The 22,614-nt window shown below is 56.8% G+C and carries 27 protein-coding genes, 1 tRNA gene and 1 other RNA gene; 14 read left to right on the top strand and 15 right to left on the bottom strand.

Features of this window, described 5'->3' with window-relative positions; translation table 11 throughout:
- The first annotated feature begins 10 nt into the window (after positions 1-10).
- The 6 genes from AACZ86_RS06520 to AACZ86_RS06495 all read left to right on the top strand — a co-directional run bounded on the left by AACZ86_RS06520 (position 11) and on the right by AACZ86_RS06495 (position 1,998).
- The gene (locus AACZ86_RS06520) at positions 11-310 is read left to right on the top strand and encodes a hypothetical protein (protein ID WP_100094850.1); all 300 of its coding nucleotides are present in this window, start codon (positions 11-13) and stop codon (positions 308-310) included.
- The gene (locus tag AACZ86_RS06515) at positions 310-639 is read left to right on the top strand and encodes a hypothetical protein (protein WP_100094851.1); all 330 of its coding nucleotides are present in this window, start codon (positions 310-312) and stop codon (positions 637-639) included. Before AACZ86_RS06520 ends, AACZ86_RS06515 begins: the two co-directional genes overlap by 1 nt.
- A 13-nt stretch (positions 640-652) precedes the next feature.
- Positions 653-907, top strand: coding sequence for a hypothetical protein (locus AACZ86_RS06510; protein WP_339690547.1), 255 nt, complete (start codon positions 653-655; stop codon positions 905-907).
- 33 nt (positions 908-940) lie between these two features.
- The gene (locus AACZ86_RS06505) at positions 941-1,201 is read left to right on the top strand and encodes a hypothetical protein (protein WP_339690544.1); all 261 of its coding nucleotides are present in this window, start codon (positions 941-943) and stop codon (positions 1,199-1,201) included.
- Positions 1,202-1,231: 30 nt separating this feature from the next.
- Positions 1,232-1,462 carry a hypothetical protein gene (locus AACZ86_RS06500; RefSeq protein ID WP_339690792.1) on the top strand — a complete coding sequence of 77 codons (231 nt, stop codon included), beginning with the start codon at positions 1,232-1,234 and terminating at the stop codon, positions 1,460-1,462.
- 125 nt (positions 1,463-1,587) lie between these two features.
- Entirely contained in the window at positions 1,588-1,998 is a 411-nt protein-coding gene (locus AACZ86_RS06495; RefSeq protein WP_339690542.1) for a SufE family protein, read from the top strand.
- Here AACZ86_RS06495 and AACZ86_RS06490 read toward each other — a convergent pair.
- From AACZ86_RS06490 to AACZ86_RS06470, 5 genes are all read right to left on the bottom strand, one after another.
- Positions 1,995-2,531, bottom strand: a complete 537-nt coding sequence (locus tag AACZ86_RS06490; protein WP_339690541.1) for a J domain-containing protein — start codon at positions 2,529-2,531, stop codon at positions 1,995-1,997. The two genes, AACZ86_RS06495 and AACZ86_RS06490, sit on opposite strands and share 4 nt — an antisense overlap.
- A 46-nt stretch (positions 2,532-2,577) precedes the next feature.
- Positions 2,578-2,947, bottom strand: an RNA gene (rnpB, locus tag AACZ86_RS06485) — RNase P RNA component class A.
- Between the two features lie 6 nt (positions 2,948-2,953).
- The gene (locus tag AACZ86_RS06480; protein WP_339690538.1) at positions 2,954-3,646 is read right to left on the bottom strand and encodes an N-acetylmuramoyl-L-alanine amidase; all 693 of its coding nucleotides are present in this window, start codon (positions 3,644-3,646) and stop codon (positions 2,954-2,956) included.
- Between the two features lie 20 nt (positions 3,647-3,666).
- Positions 3,667-4,308, bottom strand: a complete 642-nt coding sequence (locus AACZ86_RS06475) for a histidine phosphotransferase family protein (protein WP_339690537.1) — start codon at positions 4,306-4,308, stop codon at positions 3,667-3,669.
- A gap of 25 nt (positions 4,309-4,333) precedes the next feature.
- On the bottom strand, positions 4,334-4,765 hold the full coding sequence (locus AACZ86_RS06470) for a M67 family metallopeptidase (protein ID WP_339690536.1): 432 nt from the start codon (positions 4,763-4,765) through the stop codon (positions 4,334-4,336).
- Between the two features lie 16 nt (positions 4,766-4,781).
- On the opposite strand from AACZ86_RS06470, the gene AACZ86_RS06465 reads away from it, so the two are divergent.
- The 3 genes from AACZ86_RS06465 to mtgA all read left to right on the top strand — a co-directional run bounded on the left by AACZ86_RS06465 (position 4,782) and on the right by mtgA (position 7,473).
- Positions 4,782-5,735 (top strand): RluA family pseudouridine synthase, encoded by a 954-nt coding sequence (locus AACZ86_RS06465; RefSeq protein WP_339690789.1) that lies wholly within the window; start codon positions 4,782-4,784, stop codon positions 5,733-5,735.
- A gap of 75 nt (positions 5,736-5,810) precedes the next feature.
- Positions 5,811-6,722: an RNA polymerase sigma factor RpoH gene (gene rpoH, locus AACZ86_RS06460; protein WP_339690534.1), complete on the top strand. Its 912-nt coding sequence runs from the start codon at positions 5,811-5,813 to the stop codon at positions 6,720-6,722.
- Positions 6,723-6,807: 85 nt separating this feature from the next.
- Positions 6,808-7,473 (top strand): monofunctional biosynthetic peptidoglycan transglycosylase, encoded by a 666-nt coding sequence (gene mtgA, locus AACZ86_RS06455; protein ID WP_339690532.1) that lies wholly within the window; start codon positions 6,808-6,810, stop codon positions 7,471-7,473.
- 149 nt (positions 7,474-7,622) lie between these two features.
- Here mtgA and clpX read toward each other — a convergent pair whose 3' ends face one another.
- Positions 7,623-8,894, bottom strand: a complete 1,272-nt coding sequence (clpX, locus tag AACZ86_RS06450; RefSeq protein WP_339690530.1) for an ATP-dependent Clp protease ATP-binding subunit ClpX — start codon at positions 8,892-8,894, stop codon at positions 7,623-7,625.
- Positions 8,895-9,033: 139 nt separating this feature from the next.
- Entirely contained in the window at positions 9,034-9,678 is a 645-nt protein-coding gene (locus AACZ86_RS06445; RefSeq protein WP_339690528.1) for an ATP-dependent Clp protease proteolytic subunit, read from the bottom strand.
- Positions 9,679-9,823: 145 nt separating this feature from the next.
- Here AACZ86_RS06445 and AACZ86_RS06440 point away from each other — a divergent pair, with 145 nt between their 5' ends.
- Complete coding sequence (locus AACZ86_RS06440) at positions 9,824-10,435, top strand: ATP-dependent Clp protease proteolytic subunit (protein ID WP_339690525.1); 612 nt, start codon at positions 9,824-9,826, stop codon at positions 10,433-10,435.
- 45 nt (positions 10,436-10,480) lie between these two features.
- Here the strand turns inward: AACZ86_RS06440 and tig are convergent, their stop codons facing one another.
- The 5 genes from tig to gatC all read right to left on the bottom strand — a co-directional run bounded on the left by tig (position 10,481) and on the right by gatC (position 15,649).
- Positions 10,481-12,055, bottom strand: a complete 1,575-nt coding sequence (tig, locus tag AACZ86_RS06435; RefSeq protein ID WP_339690523.1) for a trigger factor — start codon at positions 12,053-12,055, stop codon at positions 10,481-10,483.
- A 56-nt stretch (positions 12,056-12,111) separates the two neighbouring features.
- A tRNA-Leu gene (locus AACZ86_RS06430) sits at positions 12,112-12,196 on the bottom strand.
- A gap of 90 nt (positions 12,197-12,286) precedes the next feature.
- Positions 12,287-13,774: an Asp-tRNA(Asn)/Glu-tRNA(Gln) amidotransferase subunit GatB gene (gene gatB / locus AACZ86_RS06425; protein ID WP_339690520.1), complete on the bottom strand. Its 1,488-nt coding sequence runs from the start codon at positions 13,772-13,774 to the stop codon at positions 12,287-12,289.
- A 2-nt stretch (positions 13,775-13,776) separates the two neighbouring features.
- Entirely contained in the window at positions 13,777-15,261 is a 1,485-nt protein-coding gene (gene gatA / locus AACZ86_RS06420) for an Asp-tRNA(Asn)/Glu-tRNA(Gln) amidotransferase subunit GatA (protein ID WP_339690516.1), read from the bottom strand.
- 100 nt (positions 15,262-15,361) lie between these two features.
- A complete protein-coding gene (gene gatC, locus AACZ86_RS06415; RefSeq protein WP_067199340.1) occupies positions 15,362-15,649 on the bottom strand; it encodes an Asp-tRNA(Asn)/Glu-tRNA(Gln) amidotransferase subunit GatC in 288 nt (95 codons plus the stop codon).
- A gap of 128 nt (positions 15,650-15,777) precedes the next feature.
- On the opposite strand from gatC, the gene AACZ86_RS06410 reads away from it, so the two are divergent.
- Genes AACZ86_RS06410 through AACZ86_RS06395 form a run of 4 tightly spaced genes read left to right on the top strand, consistent with a single transcriptional unit; the run spans position 15,778 to position 19,595 of the window.
- Positions 15,778-16,902, top strand: coding sequence for a DUF3089 domain-containing protein (locus tag AACZ86_RS06410; RefSeq protein WP_339690509.1), 1,125 nt, complete (start codon positions 15,778-15,780; stop codon positions 16,900-16,902).
- Positions 16,899-17,366, top strand: a complete 468-nt coding sequence (gene ruvX / locus AACZ86_RS06405) for a Holliday junction resolvase RuvX (RefSeq protein ID WP_339690506.1) — start codon at positions 16,899-16,901, stop codon at positions 17,364-17,366. The genes AACZ86_RS06410 and ruvX overlap by 4 nt, the downstream gene beginning before the upstream one ends.
- A gap of 19 nt (positions 17,367-17,385) precedes the next feature.
- Positions 17,386-18,378: an aspartate carbamoyltransferase catalytic subunit gene (locus tag AACZ86_RS06400; RefSeq protein ID WP_339690504.1), complete on the top strand. Its 993-nt coding sequence runs from the start codon at positions 17,386-17,388 to the stop codon at positions 18,376-18,378.
- Positions 18,375-19,595 carry a dihydroorotase gene (locus AACZ86_RS06395; protein WP_339690502.1) on the top strand — a complete coding sequence of 407 codons (1,221 nt, stop codon included), beginning with the start codon at positions 18,375-18,377 and terminating at the stop codon, positions 19,593-19,595. Before AACZ86_RS06400 ends, AACZ86_RS06395 begins: the two co-directional genes overlap by 4 nt.
- 38 nt (positions 19,596-19,633) lie before the next feature.
- Here the strand turns inward: AACZ86_RS06395 and AACZ86_RS06390 are convergent, their stop codons facing one another.
- The 3 genes from AACZ86_RS06390 to AACZ86_RS06380 form a co-directional block, all read right to left on the bottom strand.
- On the bottom strand, positions 19,634-20,974 hold the full coding sequence (locus AACZ86_RS06390; RefSeq protein WP_339690501.1) for an SPOR domain-containing protein: 1,341 nt from the start codon (positions 20,972-20,974) through the stop codon (positions 19,634-19,636).
- An 83-nt stretch (positions 20,975-21,057) separates the two neighbouring features.
- Positions 21,058-21,714, bottom strand: a complete 657-nt coding sequence (locus tag AACZ86_RS06385) for a hypothetical protein (protein ID WP_339690500.1) — start codon at positions 21,712-21,714, stop codon at positions 21,058-21,060.
- 17 nt (positions 21,715-21,731) lie between these two features.
- Entirely contained in the window at positions 21,732-22,454 is a 723-nt protein-coding gene (locus AACZ86_RS06380) for a ParA family protein (RefSeq protein WP_339690498.1), read from the bottom strand.
- Positions 22,455-22,614: the final 160 nt, after the last annotated feature.

Here is a 22,614-nt window from a genome sequence, read left to right as displayed (position 1 = left end):
GAGAATTGAAATGGATTGGGGAAGCCCCGAATTTGTTATCGCTATCATCGCCGTCAGCTACGGCGGATGGATCATCAACAACTGGATCAGAGCCAAACATGGCTACGAGCTGGAAGACGAATGGGGCGGAAAAAGCAGCAAAGCTGATCCGAACGAACAGCGCAAAATCGAACTTCTCTCGAACGAGAATGCAGAGCTGGTCGGCAAGATCGACCGCTTGCAGGAACGGCTCCAGGTTCTCGAAAGGATCGCTACCGATCCGGCGAAACGCACGGCAGACGAAATTGAAGCATTGAGGGAGAAGAACTGATGGATCCGGAAAAGATCGCCATGATCACACAGCTTGCACCAATCATCGCAACTGTCGCCGCCATCGCGGTCGGCGGCTGGGTCCTGACCACCTGGATGCGGATCAAGAACGGCTATCCCCTGGAAAACCAGTGGGGCAAGTCGGTCTATCCCAAGACCGACAAGGAAGCGGTCGAACGGGTCAAATTGCTGACCAACGAGAACGCCGAGTTGCGCGCCGAGATCGGCTCGATGAAAGACCGGCTCGCCAATGTCGAACGGATTGTCACCGATGACAGCCACAGGCTGACGCAGGAAATCGAACAATTGCGCGACAAGCGCGCGAACTGAAGGGACAGGATTGATGGAAGGAATAATCGCGCTACTGATACCATTTGGAGCATTCGCGGTAGCGGGCTTTGCCATCTGGACGGGCCACCAGCGCAAAATGATCAAAATGCGTGGCGAATTTCCGACAGCCCATGGCGCCGACGCCGAACGGATGCGAGAAGAATTGAAATATCTCAAAGACCGGGTTGCGGTGCTCGAACAGATCACGACCGACGGCCACAGCAGCAAGCAGCTGAAAAACGAGATTGAACAATTGCGCGACCGTTAATCCGGTTCAGCGCAGGGCGGAGGGAATATTGACATGAATCCATTTGAAATGGTTGTTGCCATCATTGTTGTCATCACAATCGGGAAAGTGCTGAGCACCCGCTACCGGGCGCAACACGGAATTGCCGAAGATAAAAATGGCAATGCGATGATAGCCAGCGATCCCGACGCCGGGCGGCTGAAGGAAGAGGTGAAATATTTGAAGGAGCGCGTCGCCGTGCTCGAGAAAATAGCCACCGATGACCGCGGTGCCCGCGAGCTCGAACAAGAGATTGAAAAATTGCGCGACCGCTAATCCGGTCCGGAAAGAAGAAGGACAAGCATGATGCAAGAACCTGCTTTTTACATGATCACCGCAGCCTTTTCACTGATCGGTCTGACGGTAGTAGCTCTGGTGACGCTGCGCGGATGGCGCGACTGGATCGCGCTTAAATCCCGCGAACTGGAACAGCGGCGAGAGGATAATCCCCCGACTGCAACGTCGCGGATCGAGGTTGCCGATCTGAAAGAACGTATCCGCAAACTCGAAGCGATCGCGGCGGGCGTGGAGCTTTAGCAATCCAGGCCAACCACCCGTTCGGGTCGAGCGTAGTCGAGACACGCCAAAGCCTCTCGACTTCGCTCGAGGCGAACGGTTAAAAGGAGTGACCTTGCTCCCTCACCCTGCTAACCGCCCTGCCCATGAGCAAAATTGACGACCTTATCGAAGAATATGAATTTCTCGAACCCGATGATCGCTACCGGCTGCTGATCGATCTTGGCAAGCAGCTGGATCCGATGCCGGATGCCCTTAAAACCGATGCGACGCTGGTGCGGGGATGTTCTGCCTCGGTCTGGGTCTATCCGACGCAACTGGTTGACGGGCGGCTGCATTTTCTGGCCGACAGCAATGCCGCGATCACCAAGGGCATTATCGCGCTGGTGCTGGAAACGGTGCAGGATCAGCCTGCGGACGATATTACCAAGACCGACATAGCCGCCGTGCTCGAGCCCTTTGATCTGAAGAATCAGCTCAGCTCAAACCGCACCCAGGGCATTCCCAATATGATAGCGCTGATCCAGCAAACGGCGTCGCGGCTGCAGAAAGCCTAAACCGGTTTCCAGACCCGCCGTTCTTCGGCAATCCGCAAGACATCAAACGCCGCCTGTGCCGTCTGGAATTTCTTGGCCGCGTCGGCGTCGCCCGGATTGACGTCGGGATGATATTCCTTGGCCATCGACCGCCAGGCCTTTTTCACCGCTTCAAACTCGACATCGGGCGTCAGGTCGAAAATTTCCAGCGCCGTCATTTCATCGCGCGAACGGCTGCCGTCGCCGGAACCCATCCAGCTATAATGGGCGGATTCCTGATAGGCATTGGCATCGCGCTGCTCGTCGGCTTCGCGCTTCTTGCGCTCTTCCTTGTCGAGCCCTTCGAAATAATCCCACCCGCGGTTATATTCGGCCGCATGGGTCTGGCAGAAATACCAGCGTTCGGGACTGTTGGGAGATTTGGGCGCAGGACAGTTGCCCGCTTCATCGCAGCCGTGCCGGTCACAAATCTTGACTTGCTGCGTTTCGCGGGAGCTTTCATAGCTTCCCCAGCGGGGGAAACCCCAATTATCGGATCGTTTTGCTTTTGGCATAGTCTCTATTCTAACAGAGGAACCGAGCGAGTTCTACCGCTAAGATAATACCAGAGGGTCTGTAAGCCGGGTTCTGTCCATCCGCCGAAACGGAATAGCCAGCCATTCATCTAGGCCATGCATTGCTGCGTGGCTCAAGCAACCAACCCGGGCAGCAAGCCGAAAAAGCCATATGCCGCCCCTATTTGGTTTTGCTCCAGGTGGGGTTTACCATGCCAGGCCTGTTGCCAGTCCCGCGGTGCGCTCTTACCGCACCCTTTCAATGTCACGTGACCGAAGTCGTCGCGACCTGCTTTCTGTTGCACTTTCCCTAGGGTTGCCCCCGCCGGACGTTATCCGGCACCTTTTAATCGTGGAGCCCGGACTTTCCTTCCACCTCCGCTAAAGCTTCGGCGGACGGCTGGCCGACCCTCTGGTCCGCCCTATTTAGTGATTCCGCGCTCTCTGTCCAACATTAAAGACAAAAGCAGCGACCGGCACTCGCCGTCGATCACGCCGTCGATGTTTTTCGGCCGGAAACGCCGTTGAAAGGCGACCACTGCGGCGGTCTGGTCGGAAATATCATAGCCGAAACGCTCCAGAGCCAGCATGAAACCGCCATCGGTCCACGGCGGATCGTTCAGCTTTGCTGCCGGTTTTTTCAGCGCAATGCCGTGGCGCGCCAGACGCTCCCAGTCGAACAGCTCGCCCGGGTCCTGCTTCCGCGCGGGTGCGAGATCGCTGTGCCCGATCACGTTCGATGGCAGGATATCATGGCGTTTGACGATCGCATGCGCCAGTCTGGTCACCGCATCCATCTGCTCTTCGGGGAAGGGTACATAGCCCCATTCATGGCCGGGATTGACGATCTCTATGCCGATGCTGGCGCTGTTGACATCGGTGATCCCACGCCAGAAACCGCGACCTGCGTGCCATGCCCGCTTTTCTTCATCGACCATCTGGACGATCTGGCCGTCCTCGGTCACGACATAATGGGCCGAGACTTTCGCTTCGGGATTGGCCAGCCAGCTTATGGCCGATGCCGCGTCCTTCATGCCGGTATAATGCATGACAAGGATGCTGACCGGCAGTTGCCGGTCGTCAAAATTGGGAGATGGCGTCCATATCAGTTCCATGAAAGACCTCCCTCTCGACCTCAAGCGGTGACGATAGCACCCAAAAGCAATTCTGTCGCCGATGGCGGAGAAATCCTGAGATCGCCGCCATTTTGCAGGGCAAGCTCACGGGTCATCCACGCCGCGGCAGTCCGGGCGCTTAGATCAACCGGATTGATCGTGCCGTCAAGCGCGGTGCGGATTCCTTCATCGAGCGCGATTTTGATACCTTCTGCCCGCACGACAACCTCGATACCCAATTCACCTTTTTCCGCGCCAACGTCCAGAGTACCGCCTCTGACCAGCGCTTCCTTGGCAATGAGCGCGAGGTTGAGAAGAATCTTGATCGCCTTTTTCGGCAATGCCTCGCCCTGCAGCGCCCAACCGAGCGTGATCTTGCCCGAATCACCGATCAGCGATTCGATCAGGTTCCGCGCCTCCGCCGGGTCGACATTGTCGCCAAAACCACCGGCGGCACCGAAAGCGAGCCGGAAATATTTCAATTTGTCAGCCGATACCCTGGCGCTGTCCGCCAGCAGATCCATGCAGCGGTCACGCATCACCGGGTCGGTCTCGTCTTCCAGCAACTCGAGCCCGTTATTAATGGCTCCAACCGGACTCAGCAGGTCATGGCATATTTTCGAACAAAGCAGGGCTGCCAGGTCAACTTCACTATTCGACATATAAACGCGCCTTCAAACTATGATTTCATTCCGCGGCTGTTTGGCGGTTTGCACCGGAGCAATCAAGCATGATCGCGTCAAAACGGCCATATATTTCGCCATTATCCGCCGTGCGCCACGCGGCTGCATCCTGCCCGTTCAAAATCAGCCACAGCCGACCATCCGGCGCGGCGCTTGCGGCATCGGTCTGCGAGGGTTCGACCGTTCCCGCGGGATGCGAGTGATAATAGCCGAGGATCGGGTCACCACCGTCCCTGCTGCTGCGTTCCGCAGCGATCAAGGTCGCCGGATCAATTTCAAAATGGCGGACCGGATCGGCGGCGACATTGCGCGCGACACGATAGCCATTCACCCTGCCATCGCGCCCCAGAAGGATTCCGCAGATTTCCTGTGGCGCATTGTCAAGGACCAACTGTTGGATTTCTGCCAATATGGCGCTTGATATAAAGACCTGCATGGCCCACATCTACGCGATGAACGAGGGGCAATCCACAATATCCGGAACATTACCGGATTCTCCAAAAAAACAGCGTCTCGATGCGGCTTTGACAGAAGTCGTGGAGGGGCTTTCCCGCGAGCGGGTAAAGTCGCTGATCGCGAGCGGACATCTTCTGCTTGATGGCGCGACCTTCACCGATCCGTCGGCCAAGAAAATCGGCAGCAAGGCGTTCGAGCTTACCATTCCCGAACCGATTGCGGGCCCTGCCCTGGCGCAAGACATAGCGCTCGATGTGATCTTCGAGGACACGCATCTGATCGTCATCAACAAGCCGGCAGGACTGGTCGTCCATCCGGCGGCGGGCCATCCCGACGGAACTTTGGTCAACGCCCTGCTGCACCATTGCCGGGGCCAGCTGGCCGGTATTGGCGGCGTCACCCGGCCCGGGATTGTCCACCGGATCGACAAGGATACATCGGGATTGATGGTAGCGGCCAAGACCGATGCCGCACACAAGGGCCTGAGCGCCCTGTTCGCCGAACATGATATCGAACGGCGCTATATGGCGATCGTCAACGGCAGACCCAATCCGGCATCGGCAACCATCGAGGGCGCCATAGGCCGCAGCAATGTCAATCGCAAGAAAATGGCGGTTGTCGGCGATGACAGGGGCAAGTCGGCGATGACCCATTATACGGTCAAGGAAATGCTCGACGGGGCCGCTTTGGTCGAATGCACGCTGGAAACGGGCCGCACCCATCAGGTCCGCGTCCATATGACGCACATCGGTCACAGCCTGATTGGTGACCCGCTATATGGCACTCGTCGAAAATCAATGCTTTCCCGGCGAAAAGATATTCAATTTGGACGACAGGCCCTCCATGCTGCTAGTCTTGGATTTGTTCACCCCATAACGGAGGAGAAATTGATGTTTTCTATCGATTTCCCCGATGATATGCAGGAACTATTCATGAAGTTGCGGGTATAGGTATTACACCTTATATCAGCATATGACCAAAGGGTGCTTGATGAGGCCCGGCGGCACAACAAAGAAGGAACGAAAATGGCTAATGGTAGCAATGTTCCGGCAAAAATCCCTGCCTTAGGGGGGGACGCGAGCCTGAACCGGTATCTCTCGGAAGTTCGGAAATTTCCGTTATTGACCCCTGAACAAGAATATATGCTGGCGAAACGCTATTCTGAACATAAGGATCAGGAAGCAGCAGCCCAGCTGGTTACGTCGCATCTGCGACTTGTCGCGAAGATCGCGATGGGCTTTCGCGGCTATGGCCTGCCGGTATCGGATCTCATTTCCGAAGGCAATGTCGGCCTGATGCAAGGTGTCAAGAAATTCGAACCCGATCGCGGTTTCCGCCTCGCGACTTACGCGATGTGGTGGATTCGCGCGTCAATCCAGGAATATGTACTGCGCAGCTGGAGCCTCGTTAAAATGGGGACGACCGCTGCACAGAAGAAGCTTTTCTTCAACCTGCGCCGGATGAAGAATAATCTCGACGCCTTCGAAGATGGTGATCTCTCGCCTGAAGACGTGCAGAAAATCTCTACCGATCTCGGCGTTGCCGAGCATGAAGTGGTCAATATGAACCGCCGCATGTCGATGGGCGGAGATGCGTCCCTGAACGTCTCGCTTTCGTCCGAAGACGGCGATGGCGGCCAGTGGCAGGATATTTTGGAAGACGACGGCCCGTTGCACGATGAATCCATCGCTGCTGCCCAGGAAGCCGACGTCCGGCATGACATGCTGACCGAAGCTATGGGCTCGCTGAACGAGCGCGAGCAGCATATTCTCGCTGAACGGCGCCTGTCGGAAGATCCCAAGACGCTCGAGGATCTGAGCAAGGTCTATGAAGTCAGCCGCGAACGCATTCGTCAGATCGAAGTTCGCGCGTTCGAGAAACTGCAAAAAGCGATGCTCCGCATTGCCGGTGAAAAGCAGCTTCTTACAACCAGTTGATTTTCAGAGTTCATTGCATAACGAAATAGTGAAACGCCCCGAAACAGAATTTGTTTTCGGGGCGTTTTCCATTTAGATTGCGAAAATGCGGGCAATCAAATTCCTCTTCAAATTTTTCATCTACTTCATCCTGATCACCGTCGCGTGGGTCGGGCTTTATGCCATTGTGCCACCGCCGATCACCGCCACGATGATCCTGGACGAAAATAGCATCACCAAGGACTGGACAAGTTTCAGCGACATTTCCCCGAATATGGTGCGCGCGGTGATTGCTGCCGAGGATGGCAAATTCTGCAGCCATGACGGATTTGACACCGAAGCCATTCAACAGGCAATCAAGCGCAACGCCCAGGGAGGCCGAATTCGCGGTGGCTCGACGATTTCCCAGCAAGTCGCGAAAAATGCCTTCCTCTGGCAGGGCGGCGGTTTCTTCCGTAAAGGTCTGGAAGCCTATTTCACCTTCCTGATCGAGACGATCTGGAACAAGCAGCGGATCATGGAAGTCTATCTCAATATCGCCGAGACCGGAATCGGAACCTATGGTGTGCAGGCCGGTGCCCAGCGCTATTTCAAGAAGGATGCGAAAGACCTGACCAAGATCGAGGCGGCACGCATTGCAGCGGCCCTGCCCTTGCCCAAGAAGCGCGCGGTAAACGGCGCCAGCGGCTTCACCCGCCGCTATGGCAACACGATTGCGGCGCGGATCAATGTCGTCCGGAACGAGAAGCTGGACAGCTGCATTTATAAATGACGGTGTTCCTGCGAAGGCAGCAACCGATCTCGTGAACAACCAATGCCGCACATCGCCCGGATAGCGCATAGCCGCACGAGCGGGCCCAAAAGGCCTTCGTTAAGCCCGGAGATTTCAGGAGATGGCCCCCGGCCTTGGCCGGGGAACAATCAGGCGGCGTCTTCTTTCTTCGCCTTCGCGCTTTTCGCGATCACCTTCACCGGCTCTTTGGTTCCGGCAACAACATCCTTGTCGATGACGATCTCGTCCACGCCTTCAAAGTCTGGCAGGTCGAACATGGTATCGAGCAGGATATTCTCGACGATGGAGCGAAGACCGCGGGCACCGGTTTTGCGTTCGATAGCCTTGTTGGCAACCGCTACCAGCGCGTCATCGGTGAAGGTCAAACCGACATCTTCCAGTTCGAACAATTTGCGATATTGCTTCACCAGCGCGTTTTTCGGTTCCTGAAGGATCGTTACCAGAGCATCGACATCAAGATCTTCGAGCGTGGCGATAACCGGCAAACGGCCGACAAATTCAGGGATAAGACCGAATTTGAGCAGATCCTCGGGTTCGCCCTGGGCCAAAAGCTCACCGACACGGCGTTCTTCCGGAGCCGCCACATGGGCGCCAAAGCCGATGGATTTTCCTTCCAGACGGTCGCCGATGATCTTTTCCAGACCGGCAAAGGCTCCGCCGCAGATGAACAGGATATTCGTGGTATCGACCTGCAGGAATTCCTGCTGTGGATGCTTGCGCCCACCTTGTGGCGGAACACTGGCGGTTGTGCCTTCCATTAGCTTCAACAGAGCCTGCTGGACGCCTTCACCGGAAACATCGCGGGTGATCGACGGATTTTCCGCCTTGCGGCTGATCTTGTCGATTTCATCGATATAGACGATGCCGCGCTGGGCCTTCTCGACATTATAGTCGGAAGCCTGAAGCAGCTTGAGAATGATATTCTCCACGTCTTCACCGACATAGCCGGCTTCGGTCAGGGTAGTCGCGTCGGCCATGGTGAAGGGCACATCAAATGTCTTCGCCAGAGTCTGCGCCAACAGAGTCTTGCCGCAACCGGTAGGGCCGACCAGCAGGATGTTCGATTTTGCCAGTTCGATATCGCCGGATTTGGCGGCGTGGTTGAGGCGTTTGTAATGGTTATGGACGGCAACCGACAGGACGCGTTTCGCGCGTTTCTGGCCGATAACATAGTCGTTCAGCACATCGCAGATTTCCTGCGGCGTCGGAACTTCGCCATCCTTGCGGCCGGTAACGGTGCCTTTGGTTTCCTCACGGATGATGTCGTTGCAAAGCTCGACACATTCATCGCAGATGAAGACCGTTGGTCCCGCAATCAGCTTGCGGACTTCATGCTGGGATTTGCCGCAGAAGGAGCAATACAAGGTGCTCTTCGAATCAGATCCCGTCAATTTCGTCATAAAAAGTCCTTATAAACCGGCCAGTTTTGTAATCTAACCGTCAAATCCCAAATTGCCACCGCTTTTTTCACGGTTTTCCTACCGAATAGCCAAGTGTATCAAATAGGGCTTAAATTTCATTTAGGCCGCCGCTAACCGCTTATTTAGCATCTTCTGTCGGTACCGGACGCTTGTTGTATACTTCGTCGACGATGCCGAATGCCTTGGCTTCGTCAGCTTCCAGGAACGTATCACGATCCATCGCCTTTTCGATCTCTTCGACCGATTTGCCGGTATATTTCGCATAAAGCGCGTTCATGCTGGCACGGATACGCAGGATTTCCTTTGCCTGGATCTCGATATCGGATGCCATGCCCTGTGCGCCGCCGGATGGCTGATGCAGCATGATCCGGGCGTTTGTTGTCGCCATCCGCATTCCCGGCTCACCGGCAGCAAGCAGAAAACTGCCCATGGAAGCCGCCTGCCCGACACAAACCGTGCCGACCCGCGGACGGATATATTGCATCGTATCGTGGATCGCCATGCCGGCGGTGACGACGCCGCCCGGCGAGTTGATATAAAGATAGATATCCTTCTTCGGGTTTTCCGACTCCAGAAACAGCAATTGCGCCGTGATGATCGATGCCATCCCGTCTTCGACCTGTCCGGTGACAAACACGATCCGTTCGCGCAGCAGGCGCGAAAAAATGTCGAAGCTGCGTTCGCCGCGGTTGGATTGTTCGATAACAACGGGAACAAGAGCGTCCACAACAGGATTGCGATCGCCAGAATCAAACGGGTTCATGGAATTTCCTTTATTATTGATAGCCTATATCTGGACTCTGTGCCGCGCAATCAACCCCCGATTGCACCAACATGACATTGCGCGCCTTTTATCCTCGGTCTATGGGGATTTCAAACACCATATCCCTCGTTCTCAGGAGAACTACATGTCCGTATTTTCACCATCCATCTCGCCAATTTACAACGAGGAGGAAAGCGACACGCCGAATCCGATGGCGATGATGATGAACAAGTTCCTCGAAACGCGTACTGTCCTGATTTTCGGCGGCGTCGATCAGAAGGTTGCAGAACGCGTCACCACGCAGATGCTGTATCTCGACCATGTCAGCCACGACCCCATTCGTCTGATGATCAACTCACCCGGCGGCCATGTCGAATCGGGCGATACGATCCACGATCTGATCAACTATATTGAATCTCCTGTCGCGGTGGTTGGCACCGGCTGGGTCGCAAGCATCGCCACCCATATTTTCCTGGGTGTTCCCGCCAAACAGCGTTTCTGCCTACCCAATACCCGCTTTTTGATCCATCAGCCATCGGGCGGTGCCGGCGGCAAGGCTTCCGATATCGCGATCCAGGCCGAAGAAATCGTGAAAATGCGTGAACGGATTGCCCAGAAAATTGCTGCGGCAACCGGTCAGTCGCTCGAACGCGTCATGAAGGATATTGATCGCGATTACTGGATGTCGACCGAAGAAGCCAAGGCTTATGGTATTCTCGGTACGGTTATCGACAAGGCTGGCGAAGTCAGCTTCTAATAGATCCCGCCGGGCAGGACGAACCTGCCCGGCGGATCATCTATATTATTTCTTGGCCGGCGCCTTTTTGGCAGCCGGTTTTTTTGCGGCTGGCTTTTTGGCAGGTGCCTTTTCGTCAGCAGCAGCTTTGGCCGGAGCCTTCTTTGCTGCGGCTTTCTTGGCCGGTGCTTTTTCCGCTTTTTCTTTGGCCGGAGCCTTGTCAGCGGCAGGTTTCTTCTCTGCAGCAGGCTTTTTCGCAGCGGTTTTCTTCGCCGGCGCTTTCTTCTTGGCAGCTGGCTTGGTTTCAGCCTCGTCTTCTGCTTCGATCGCGGCTTCCAGCTCTTCACGCGTCACCTTGCGGTCGGTTACTTCCGCCTTGTCAAACAGGAAGTCGACGACCTTGTCTTCGTACATTGGCGCGCGAAGCTGGGCTGCGGCCATCTGGTCCTGCTGGATATACTGGACGAACCGGTCGCGGTCTTCCGGACGATATTGCTGGGCCGCCTGCTGGATCAGCATGCCCATTTCCTGCTGGCTGACTTCAACGCCATTTTTCTGGCCGATTTCCGACAACAGCAATCCGAGACGGACACGACGGACCGCGATTTCGCGATATTCGTCCTTCTCGTCTTCCATTTCCTTGCGGGCCGCTTCCGGATCTTCTTCCTGTGCAGCTTCCTGCTCGAGCTGTTGCCAGATCTGGCTGAACTCGGCTTCGACCATGCTTGGTGGCACTTCGAAATCATGGCTGGCGGCGAGCTGGTCGAGCAGCTTGCGCTTCATATGGGTGCGGGTCAGGCCGTTGAGTTCCTGCTCGATCTGCCCCTTGAGCAGTTCGGTCAGCTGATCAATGCCTTCGAGACCCATGGATTTCGCCATTTCGTCGTCGGCCTTGGCGACCTTGGGCTTCTGCACTTCGGCGACGACAACATCAAAAGTCGCGTCTTTGCCCTTCAGGTCTTCGACATTATAATCGTCAGGGAAGGTGACCTTGACGAGCACTTCGTCATTGGCCTTCTTGCCGATCAGCTGGTCTTCGAAGCCCGGAATCAAACGGCCGGAACCCAGTTCGATCGCCATGCCTTCGCCCTTGCCGCCGTCAAACGGAACGCCGTCGACCTTGCCTTCAAAGTCGATCAGACATTGATCGCCGGTCTGGGCCTTGTAGGCTTTCGGAGCGGTTTCGAACTGCTTCTGGCTCTCTGCAAATTTCTGCAGGGCTTCATCAACGGTTTTCTTGTCCGCTTCGACCTGGAGACGCTCGAGTTTCAGGCCTTCGACATCCGGTGTCGGGACGTCCGGCAGGATTTCGAGATCGATTTTGACGTTCGCGTCCTTGCCGGGCTCATAGCCTTCTTCAAGATCGACATTGGGCTGCATCGCCGGACGGAGCTTGTTGTCCGTCATGGTTTTCTCGATGCTTTCCTGGATCGAGCTGGTCAGCGCGTCCTGCATCAGGGCATCATTATGCATCTTGCGGACAAGATTCGCAGGAACCTTGCCTTTGCGGAAGCCGGGCATATTTACCTGTGGTGCCATTTTCTGCACCTCGGCTACAACCCGCGATTCGATATCTTTCGCGGTTATCTTGATTTCATAGGCCCGTTTCAGACCTTCGTTCAGCGTTTCAACAATCTGCATGACTATCCTTTGGTGCCTTCATATTCGGTGTTATTCGAAAGACTTTGCAACTAACTTGGTGCGGGCGAAGGGACTCGAACCCCCACACCCTAAGATACCAGAACCTAAATCTGGCGCGTCTACCAATTCCGCCACGCCCGCCCAGTTACGTCGTCAAACTCTATCGAAGTACGATTGACCCGCGCGCCTAGCCCAAAGGCACGTTGAGGGCAAGTGTGGTTTGCGAACGAATCAACCCAGTGTCTTCTTGAGGAGTTCGTTCACTACCTGCGGATTGGCCTTGCCCTGCATTGCTTTCATCGTCTGGCCGACGAAGAAACCGAACAGCTTGTCCTTGCCGTCGCGATATTGTGCGACCTTGTCTTCGTTGGCGGCCATCACGTCGGCGATGACTTTTTCAATCGCCCCGGTGTCGGATTCCTGCTTGAGGCCCTGCTCCTCGACGATTTTCGTGGCGCCCTCGCCGGTTTCGAGCATGATCTCGAAGACCTGTTTGGCGATTTTGCCGGAGATTGTGCCGTCGGCAACAAGGCTGAGCAATTCGGCGGCCTGCGCCGGGGAAACCGGACTATTCTCGATATCGAGCCCCATCCGGTTGAGCGCACCGAAGAGTTCCGATGTGACCCAGTTTGCGGCGCTGCTGGCAATTTCTTCCGGCTTGTCAGTGGTCTCAAGCAGTTCCTCGAACCACAGAGCGGTTTCATGCTCTGCCGTCAGGACCGCTGCATTATAGGCGCTAAGGCCAAGCACGCTCTTGTAACGCGCGCGTTTTTCGTCCGGCAATTCCGGCAGGCTCGCCTTGCAGTCGAAGATGAAATCGTCTTCCAGTTCGAGCGGCAGCAGGTCGGGGTCGGGGAAATAGCGGTAATCATGCGCGTCTTCTTTCGAGCGCATCGACCGGGTTTCATTCTTGTCTGGATCGAACAGGCGGGTTTCCTGCACAACAGCGCCACCATCCTCGATCAGATCGACCTGACGCTGGGCTTCATATTCGATCACCGCCTGGATGAAGCGCATCGAGTTGACATTCTTCGTCTCGGTACGGGTGCCGAGTTCGCCGCCGGGCTTGCGCACGCTGACATTGACGTCGGCGCGCATCGAGCCCTGTTCCATATTGCCGTCGCATGACCCGACATAGCGCAGGATCGAGCGGAGCTTGCGAACATAGGCCGCGGCTTCCTTCGGCGAGGTCATATCCGGCTTGGAGACGATTTCCATCAGCGCAACGCCGCATCGGTTTAGATCGACATAGGACATGGTCGGATGCTGGTCGTGCATCAGCTTGCCGGCATCCTGTTCGATATGGATACGCTCGACACCGATCGCCTTGCCATGGGCATCCGGGTCCTTCTCGTCGAGCGAAATCTGGATCACGCCCTCGCCCACGATCGGATGGTAGAGCTGGGAAATCTGGTAGCCCTGCGGCAGATCGGCGTAGAAATAATTCTTGCGGTCGAAGCGCGAATATTTGTTGATCTGGGCGTTGATCGCGAGACCGGTGCGCACGGCCTGACGGACGCATTCGCCGTTCAGCGTCGGCAGCATGCCGGGCATTGCGGCATCGACCAGACTGACCTGCGTATTCGGCTCGGCGCCAAATTCCGTGGAAGCCCCGGAAAAGAGCTTCGATTCGGAGGTGATCTGGGCGTGGACCTCGAGGCCGATCACGACCTCCCATTCGCCGGTTCCGCCCTGGATACGATATGTTGATTCAGTCATTTCTACCACCACTGCTCAGGCTTGGCGACGAAGCCAGCCCGTTCTTCGATTGCCAGACCAGCGTTGAACACGCTCTGTTCGTCCAGTGCCTTGCCGATGATCTGCAAGCCGAGCGGCAATCCCTTCCCGTCCAGTCCGGCTGGCACCGACATTGCGGGCAATCCGGCGAGCGAGCTGGGCACGGTGAACACGTCGTTGAGATACATGGCCAGCGGATCGTCCATTTTCTCGCCCAGACCAAAGGCCGCGCTTGGCGCGGTCGGGGTCAGCAGCAGATCACAGCTGTTCCAGGCCTTGTCGAAATCCTGCGAGATCAGGGTCCGGACTTTCTGCGCCTGGGTATAATATGCGTCATAATAGCCGGCGCTCAGCACATAGGTGCCGATCATGATCCGGCGTTTCACTTCCGGTCCGAAACCGGCTTCGCGAGTAGCGGCATACATGTCCTGCAGCCCTGCCCCGTCCGGCAGATCGCGCAGTCCGTAACGCACGCCATCATAGCGCGAGAGGTTGGACGATGCTTCGGCGGGCGCGATGATATAATAAGCCGGCAGCGCATATTTGGTGTGCGGCAGCGAGACATCGACGATGGTCGCTCCGGCATCCTTGAGCATTTCGATACCCTTCTGCCAAAGCGCATCGATCTCGGCTGGCATATTCTCGACCCGATATTCCTTGGGAATACCGATCTTCTTGCCTTTGAGGTTGCTGCTGAGCGCAGCTTCCCAATCGGGAACGGGCAGATCGAGCGAGGTCGAATCCTTGGCATCGAAACCGGCCATCGATCCGAGCATGATCGCGCAATCGCGGACATCATGGGCCATCGGGCCTGCCTGATCGAGCGAGCTGGCAAAAGCAATCGTGCCCCAGCGCGAGCAGCGGCCATAAGTCGGCTTGAAGCCGGTAATGCCGGTGAAGGCGGCGGGCTGGCGAATCGAGCCGCCGGTATCGGTGCCGGTCGCTGCCGGAGCGATGCGTCCAGAAACCACCGCTGCGCTGCCGCCCGAAGAACCACCCGGCGTCAGATCGCTGTTGCCGCCGTCATTGCGCCGCCATGGCGAGATGACGTTGCCGAACGCGCTGGTCTCGTTGGACGAGCCCATGGCAAACTGGTCCAGATTGAGCTTGCCGAGCATTCCGGCACCAGCCTTGAACAGGTTCGACGATATGGTGGATTCATATTGCGGGACGAAGCCCTTCAGGATGCCGCTGGCCGCCGTGGTCTCGACGCCTTGGGTGCAAAAGAGATCCTTCATGCCGATCGGGACGCCGGCCATCTTGCCCAGCTCTTCACCAGCCGCCTTGGCCTTGTCGGTGGCTTCCGCCGCCGCCAGAGCATGTTCCGGCGTCTCGACCAGAAATGCATTCAATGGCTTGGCTGCACTGACCCGGGCGATGAAGGTCTCTGCAACTTCCTTCGCGGTGAAATCGCCATCCGCAATTCCGCTGCGGATATCCGCGATACCCATTTCAAATATAGCGGTCATAGCACTGGCTCCGTTCGTGCTGAGCTTATCGAAGCATTGGTTCGCGCCACTTCACCCTTCGACAGGCTCAGGGCGAACGGGTTTTCTTTCCGAAACATCATTATTCGATCACCTTGGGAACTGCAAAAAAGCCGTGTTCGGCGATTGGCGCGTTGGCCAGTATCTTGTCGCGGATTTCACCGTCGGTGACGACATCCTCGCGCAGCCGCAATTTGTTCGGGATCACCGCCGTCATCGGCTCGACCTTCGAACAATCCACTTCGCCCAGTTGCTCGACCCAACCCAGTATCTGGTTGAGTTCGGGCACGAAGGCATCCGCTTCGGCTTCGGTAATCGCGATCCTCGAGAGGCTGGCGATCTTTTTGACGGTTTCCTTATCGATTGACATGACTCATTCTTTTTCAGTTCATCTTTTTTCGGGTAATGCGGATATATATTGTGTACCGAGCGCCGCTAGCACCGGCGCGAAGCCGCTTCAAGCGGATTGAAGCGGCAGCACATTGGTTGGAGTATCTTTTGGCCCGTAAATTTCTCTATTTCGTCGCAGGCATGGTTGTTCTCGTGCTCGCCGGCGCATTTGTTTTCCAGGTCTATGGCGACGAGCTGATGGAAGTGGCCTTCGTGCCCGACACCGAGTTCACGGCTCAGGAAGTGCTGGAAAACAACGTCTATGCCGATACCAACATGTGGATGGCGCGACCGGAACTGGTGAAGAACAACCCTGCCCTTTGGTTGCCCGCTGGCTATGAGGATATGGACGAAGCTTTCCCGGAAGCGAAGAAAGCCGCGGTTTTCTTCATTCACCCGACTTCATTTTTGAAGAAAGACCGCTGGAATGCACCCCTGGATGACACGGAGTCCCAGGCGCGGGCACGGATATTCCTGCGCGGCCAGGCCAGCGCATTCAACGCCATCGGTGATGTCTGGGCGCCACGCTACCGGCAGGCGACGCTCGGTGCGTTTCTGACCGACAAGCGCGAGGGCCAGCAGGCGCTGGATGCGGCCTATCAGGATGTGCTGGCGGCCTTTGACTATTTTGTCGCGGAAATCCCCAGTGATCAGCCGATCATATTGGCAGGCCACAGCCAGGGCAGCCTGCATCTGACCAATTTGCTGAAAGACCGGGTCGCGGGAACCCCGCTCGCCAACCGGATTGTCGCCGCCTATGTCGTCGGCTGGCCGGTTTCCGCAGAGAATGATATCCCGGAAATGGGTCTCGATGTCTGCGAATCCCCCGACCAGACCCGCTGCATATTGAGCTGGCAGAGCTTTGCAGAGCCCGCCGATTATGCGCGGATCATCAGAGTCTATGACACCACCATCGGTTTCAATGGCCAGCCGCGCAAGGACACTGCGCTGCTGTGCACCAACCCGATCAACGGCGATATAAGTTCCTCCGCGCCGGCTACAGCCAATCTCGGGACATTGGTCCCCAATGATGATCTGAGCGATGCCAGCCTTGTTGCCGGATCGGTGCCGGCCAGATGCGATGACCGGGGATTTCTCCTGATCGGCGATCCGCCGGAAATCGGGCCCTATGCGTTGCCCGGCAATAATTACCATGTCTATGACTATAGTCTGTTCTGGGCCAATATACGCGCCGATGCGCGCCGGAGGATGACAGCATTTCTGGCACCTTGATCTCCGATGATGTCGCGGCGTTCAATGCGGCCCTGCCCGACTGCGGCAGGCTGCTCGGTCTCGATATCGGCACAAAGACAGTCGGCATGGCGCTATGCGACTCCAACTGGACCTTTGCGACAGCGGCCGAAACCATCGAGCGGCGCAAATTCTCCAAGGATCTTGAGCGCATCAAAACGGTGATTGCCGAACAGCATATCGTCGGCCTTGTCGCCGGCCTGCCGCTCAATCTCGACGGCAGCCAAAGCCAGCAGACCCAGGCTGCACGGTCTTTTGCGCAAAATCTGAAACCGCTCGGCCTGCCGATCCTGTTATGGGACGAGCGATGGAGCACGCAGGCAGTCACCCGCGATCTGATCGCATCGGACGTCAGCCGGAAAAAACGGGCCAAGGTCGTCGACAAGATGGCGGCCGCCTATATTTTGCAAGGAGCCATCGACAGGCTTGCCGCGCTGCCATCATGACTCTATAGAACCCGCTTTAATGACATCGAAAAAAACCGCATCGTCGCAGACCTTTCCCGCCGGATCGGATGCTTTTCCACATCGCCATCTATTGGGTATCGCCGGGCTCCATCCCTGGGAGATATTATTTCTGCTCGAGGAGGCCAAGCAATGGGTCGATCTCAACAAGAAATCGAGCAAACATGCGGACAAGCTGGACGGCCTGACGGTCATCAATGCATTTTTCGAAAATAGCACCAGAACCCTGCTTTCGTTCGAAATCGCCGGAAAACGGATGGGCGCGGATGTCGTCAACATGCACGCGGCGCAATCGAGTATCAAAAAAGGCGAAACGCTGATCGATACTGCGGTCACGCTCAATGCGATGAAGGCGGACGCGATTGTCATTCGTCACGGCAGTTCCGGCGCGGTTCAGCTGATTGCCGACAAGGTCGACTGTCCCGTACTCAACGCTGGTGACGGCAGCCACGAACATCCGACCCAGGCTTTGCTCGATGCCCTCACCATCCAGCGGCGCAAAGGCGAGATCAGCGGGCTGACGGTTACCATTTGCGGCGACGTGATGCACAGCCGGGTGGCGCGATCGAATATCTATTGCCTGACGACGCTTGGCGCGAAAGTAAGGGTGTGCGGGCCACCTTCCCTGCTGCCGGCCGCGCTTGACCGGTTCAATGTCGAGGTCTTCAGCAATTTTGACGAAGCTCTCGAAGGCAGCGATGTCGTGATGATGCTGCGGCTGCAGAACGAACGGATGAACGGCGATTTCATTCCCAGTCCGCGCGAATATCATTATCTCTACGGACTGACGCGGGAACGGCTGATGCTCGCCAGCAAGGACGCGCTGGTGATGCACCCCGGACCGATGAACCGCGGCGTCGAGATCGACAGCGACGTCGCCGATGATCTGGGCCATTCCGCCATAACCGAGCAAGTCGAGATGGGCGTTGCCGTGCGGATGGCCTGTCTGGATATACTTACCCGCAAGTCCCGTGGTGTGGAGGGATGGTCATGAACAAGATTTTTACCAACGCACGCATGATGTTGCCGGGCAAAGAACAGCCTGAACAAGGCCGATTGGTCGTCGACGGTGATCGCATCACTTCAGCCGATAACGGTACGGACAAGCCATCCGGTGAGGAAATAGACTGCAAGGGCCGACTGATGGCGCCTGGCATCGTCGATCTCGGCGTTTTCGCGATCGACAAGCCCGCCTTTCATTATGGCGGGATCACCCGGGCCGCCTTGATGCCCGATCAGTCTCCGGTGCTCGATCTCCCCGCGATCATCAAGCATAATGCGGTCGAAGGCAAACCCGACCTGTGGTCACACCCGATAGCCGCGGCGACCAAGGGGCTGGCCGGAACACAGCTGGCCGAAATAGGTTTGATGAAACGGTCGGGCGCGAAAGCGGTTGCCACCGGCCGGCAATGGATCGCGGACAGCGGGCTGATGCTCAAGCTGATGCAATATTGCCGGTCACTGGATTTGCCGCTGATCGTACACAGCGAGGATGCGGGGCTGACCGGCGGTGCGGTTGCCACCAATAGTGAAACCGCAACCCGGCTGGGCCTGTCGAGTGCGACCGCGGCGGCAGAGGCCATCTCCATCGCCCGGGATATCACACTGGTGCGCGAAACCGGAGCCCATGTCCATTTCCGGCAAGTCACCACCGAGGACGGCTTGAACCTGATCCGCGCCGCCAAAGCCGATAATCTTCCGGTAACCTGCGGCATCACGCCCGCACATCTGCTTTTGTCCGATATCGCGATCAATGATTTCCGAACATTTACCAGGCTATCCCCGCCATTGAGGAGCGACGAGAATCGCCTCGCCTGTATAGCTGCGGTGAAGGACGGCACGATCGATGTCATCGCATCGGGTCACGATCCGCGCGGTGCCGAGGACAAACGATTGCCCTATGCAGAAGCGGCACCGGGAATGGCGGGCGCAGAGACCCTGCTGGCACTTTCGCTAACGCTGGTCCGCGACGGGACGATTTCCATTGGCCGGCTGTTCGAGCTTTTATCCACCAATCCGGCAAAGGTTCTGGCGGTAGACGCGGGTATGTTGGAGCCCGGATATCAGGCCGATTTCATCCTGATCGACGAAGACAGTCCGTGGCAGGTTGATACAAGGAAGATGGCCGCCGCTGCCGGCAATACGCCATTTGACGGGCTACCCGTCCAGGGCCGCGTAACCGCCATATATAAAGGCGGCAGAGCCTATTAGCTCCACCGCCTTCATGCGATTTTGATGATCTGTATAAACTAGCGTGAAGCGAGTTTTTTCGGTGCCTTGCTGGCCATACGGGTCGGGGCGGAGTGGTTGCCCGGTGCCTGACGCACGATGCAGTTGCTACCCTTGGCCTTGATACCGGCACACATGGCTTCGGCTGTTTGCGCGTTGCCAAAACCGACTGCCGCGAGGCGGTACAGGGTCTTGCCCTTCACGTTGATCCGCGAACTTGCATATTCAAAAGATTTCAGATCGCTGTTCCGGGCAGACATGATCCCCCAGGCGCGTTTTGCACCCTCGGCCGAAGAAAAGGCGCCCAGTTGAACCAGATGCGTTCCCGTTACCGAAGCAGCAGGCTTCGCAGCTGGCTGGTAGGCAGCTTTTTGTACCACAGGTTTAGCCACTGGCTTAACCGGCTTGGCCTCTGCTTTTGTCACGGGCGCGATAGCCGTTGATTTTGCTACTGCCTGGCTGGCCGGGACCGATACGGTCGCAACCTTGACGCTATTTTCCTTGGCCAGGAAATCCACATCATTGCCGGCCTTTGGAGCCGGGCCTACAGCCGCTAGCGGGCTGTTGCGGTCAAAGCTCGCGACTTCGCGGCCATAATCTTCATCGGAAGACGCGGCAACGCTGACCGGCACCTGCGTTGGCGAAAGCGCCAGCTGAACCGGTTGCCCCGGATCGTTCGCGACCGAATTGACGTTCAGAACGGTCGCAACGCGGGTTTCATAGGCACCGGGGCGAGCCATCTGGGCCCATTGCATGACACGCTCATTGACCGAAGCCGGTGACACGTCCTGGACCGCCATCAACTTGGCTTCTTTCCAGCGACCGTCGAGAGCGTAAGCCAGACCCAGATTCTGGCGTGTGCGGCCAGTGACATTGGATTCGCGGATAGCCTGTTCCAGAACCTCGATCGCGGTCTTGCTGTCGCCGGTGAGCGCCAAGGCAAGTCCGTAGTCAGCGGCGGGAATATATTGACGATTGTTGACGACAAGCGCTTTTGCCTTGTCGACTTTGCCCTGACCCAATTGAGCAAGGCTCAGGCTGAGGATCGTGCGCGCATCGGTCTTGCCAAGCTCCATGGCATCCTGAAAGCTGCGTTCCGCTGAGGCCATGCGGCCAGCGGACAAATAGGCCTGACCCAGTAGCGCCCGTGTTTCCGGATCACTGCCAACCCCGGCAACCGAACGTTCGGCATAGACAATCGCGGCTTCGACATCGCCTTTAGCCAGCGCCTTTTCAGCCTTCTTGGCATATTTGGCACCATCTTTGACCGTTGCCGTACCCGACACGGATGCGACGGAGCCGCCGCCAAAGGGACCACAACCGGTCAACACGGTGGCGAACACCATGGAGGAAGCAGCCATTTTCAAAATCACATCGCGTTTCATTTCTATGCCCTCGCAATAATAGTCAGTCTTATTTATTCAAAATTCGCTTCAAGCCCTGTTCAAGCAGCTCCGCGCGACGGTATGCGCTCGGCCAGTCCATCCAACTCGGGGATAGACCTCAAATATTCGTCCACAGCTTTGGTTACCAATTGCTGCGCCGAGACGTTTTTTACCGCCGTAGCGAGCCGCAATTTCAAATGCCTGTCCGGGTCCATCCGAAGGGTGAATGCAGTGGTTGCCTTCCGCGTGCGGGATTTCGTGGCCGGACGAGATTTTTTGATCGCGCGCTTCGGTTTCTGGACCGGTTCCGGCACCGTTGAATTGTCAACCAGCGGCTGAACTTCGCGGGAAACCGGCGTCGGCGCAGGCGCAGCAACAGGTTTTTCTTCGACCTTTGGTGCCTCGACTTCGATGGCCGGTTTCTTCGCCAGTTTGGCCGCAATTTCTTCCTGCTGATGTCTGACAACCGAACCGGGATTCGGGATCGCACCAGCCAGAGGATTATGGTGAATATGCTCTATCGGATGCGCTTCATGATCCGGGTCAACATCGTAACCCATGTCATTCCAGCCGAGATCCTCATGCTCATCACTATCGTGATTTTGCGAATTGTCGGGAAAATGCGTAAAGCCCTGACGACGCATCGCCGGCTTCGCACCACCTTTTCGGGCCAATAGGCTCGACGAAAGGGACGCCTGTGGTTTTGGTTCGCTCATTTTTTCAGCCCCTGCCATCACGAACCAACGACCCGCCGGCCAAAATTGCCGCCTGGACGTTGAGCACCTGGATTGACATTTTGCGCCATTGCCGGCGCGCTAAAGATTGTCCGGCGGAAATTTTTCTCGAGCCGGTCAGAAATATACGCCCAGAGCTGGACGACTTCCTGTGCCGACCGACCTTTTGGATCGACTTCCATGACCGTACGGCCATCGATCATCGACCCGGCAAAATCCGTGCGATGATGCACGGTAATCGGTGCGACCGTACCGTGCTGGGATAGTGCAACCGCCGCTTCCGAGGTGATCTTCGCTTTCGGCGTCGCGCCGTTGACGACGAACAGCAGCGGTTTGCCGGCGCGTTCACAAAGATCGACTGTCGCGCCGACTGCGCGGAGATCATGTGGACTGGGTCGGGTTGGTATCACGATAAGTTCCGCGACGGATATCACGCTCTGGATCGCCATGGTGATCGCCGGCGGCGTATCGATGACGGCCAGTTTGAAACCCTGCTGACGCAAGATCGCGAGATCGGAAGCAAGCCGGGATACGGTGGTTTGCGCGAATGCCGGCAAATCTGCTTCCCGTTCGTTCCACCAATCAGCGAGCGAACCCTGCGGATCGATGTCGATCAATACAACGGGGCCTGCCCCGGCCAGTTGTGCCTGTACAGCCAGATGACCCGACAATGTAGTCTTGCCGGAACCGCCTTTTTGCGAAGCCATTGCTAGAACTCGCACGCTCTTCCCCTTATTCATCATAGGCAGAATTTGCCCGAAGATTTCTATTCGGGTGCTTTTGTGACAGAGCAGGGCTAAAATAGGGTTAACAAGTTCAAGACGATTTTGAGTTTGTAAAAAAAAATTTACAACCGTCCATCGGGAAATGGATGAATGATGC

Source organism: uncultured Parasphingorhabdus sp. (assembly GCF_963975735.1).
Lineage (GTDB): Bacteria > Pseudomonadota > Alphaproteobacteria > Sphingomonadales > Sphingomonadaceae > Parasphingorhabdus.
This window is presented reverse-complemented; position numbering and strand designations above follow the sequence as displayed.

Coding starts and splice junctions, on each gene's coding strand:
- gatC (WP_067199340.1), bottom strand. CDS start 15,649: ATGTCAATCGATAAGGAAACCGTCAAAAAGATCGCCAGCCTCTCGAGG.
- AACZ86_RS06500 (WP_339690792.1), top strand. CDS start 1,232: ATGCAAGAACCTGCTTTTTACATGATCACCGCAGCCTTTTCACTGATC.
- AACZ86_RS06395 (WP_339690502.1), top strand. CDS start 18,375: ATGAACAAGATTTTTACCAACGCACGCATGATGTTGCCGGGCAAAGAA.
- rpoH (WP_339690534.1), top strand. CDS start 5,811: ATGGCTAATGGTAGCAATGTTCCGGCAAAAATCCCTGCCTTAGGGGGG.
- AACZ86_RS06480 (WP_339690538.1), bottom strand. CDS start 3,646: ATGGAACTGATATGGACGCCATCTCCCAATTTTGACGACCGGCAACTG.
- gatB (WP_339690520.1), bottom strand. CDS start 13,774: ATGACTGAATCAACATATCGTATCCAGGGCGGAACCGGCGAATGGGAG.
- AACZ86_RS06505 (WP_339690544.1), top strand. CDS start 941: ATGAATCCATTTGAAATGGTTGTTGCCATCATTGTTGTCATCACAATC.
- AACZ86_RS06470 (WP_339690536.1), bottom strand. CDS start 4,765: ATGCAGGTCTTTATATCAAGCGCCATATTGGCAGAAATCCAACAGTTG.
- AACZ86_RS06390 (WP_339690501.1), bottom strand. CDS start 20,974: ATGGCTGCTTCCTCCATGGTGTTCGCCACCGTGTTGACCGGTTGTGGT.
- AACZ86_RS06475 (WP_339690537.1), bottom strand. CDS start 4,308: ATGTCGAATAGTGAAGTTGACCTGGCAGCCCTGCTTTGTTCGAAAATA.
- AACZ86_RS06495 (WP_339690542.1), top strand. CDS start 1,588: ATGAGCAAAATTGACGACCTTATCGAAGAATATGAATTTCTCGAACCC.
- mtgA (WP_339690532.1), top strand. CDS start 6,808: ATGCGGGCAATCAAATTCCTCTTCAAATTTTTCATCTACTTCATCCTG.
- gatA (WP_339690516.1), bottom strand. CDS start 15,261: ATGACCGCTATATTTGAAATGGGTATCGCGGATATCCGCAGCGGAATT.
- AACZ86_RS06510 (WP_339690547.1), top strand. CDS start 653: ATGGAAGGAATAATCGCGCTACTGATACCATTTGGAGCATTCGCGGTA.
- AACZ86_RS06445 (WP_339690528.1), bottom strand. CDS start 9,678: ATGAACCCGTTTGATTCTGGCGATCGCAATCCTGTTGTGGACGCTCTT.
- AACZ86_RS06465 (WP_339690789.1), top strand. CDS start 4,782: ATGAACGAGGGGCAATCCACAATATCCGGAACATTACCGGATTCTCCA.
- AACZ86_RS06520 (WP_100094850.1), top strand. CDS start 11: ATGGATTGGGGAAGCCCCGAATTTGTTATCGCTATCATCGCCGTCAGC.
- AACZ86_RS06400 (WP_339690504.1), top strand. CDS start 17,386: ATGACATCGAAAAAAACCGCATCGTCGCAGACCTTTCCCGCCGGATCG.
- tig (WP_339690523.1), bottom strand. CDS start 12,055: ATGCAGATTGTTGAAACGCTGAACGAAGGTCTGAAACGGGCCTATGAA.
- AACZ86_RS06440 (WP_339690525.1), top strand. CDS start 9,824: ATGTCCGTATTTTCACCATCCATCTCGCCAATTTACAACGAGGAGGAA.
- AACZ86_RS06385 (WP_339690500.1), bottom strand. CDS start 21,714: ATGAGCGAACCAAAACCACAGGCGTCCCTTTCGTCGAGCCTATTGGCC.
- clpX (WP_339690530.1), bottom strand. CDS start 8,894: ATGACGAAATTGACGGGATCTGATTCGAAGAGCACCTTGTATTGCTCC.
- AACZ86_RS06515 (WP_100094851.1), top strand. CDS start 310: ATGGATCCGGAAAAGATCGCCATGATCACACAGCTTGCACCAATCATC.
- AACZ86_RS06490 (WP_339690541.1), bottom strand. CDS start 2,531: ATGCCAAAAGCAAAACGATCCGATAATTGGGGTTTCCCCCGCTGGGGA.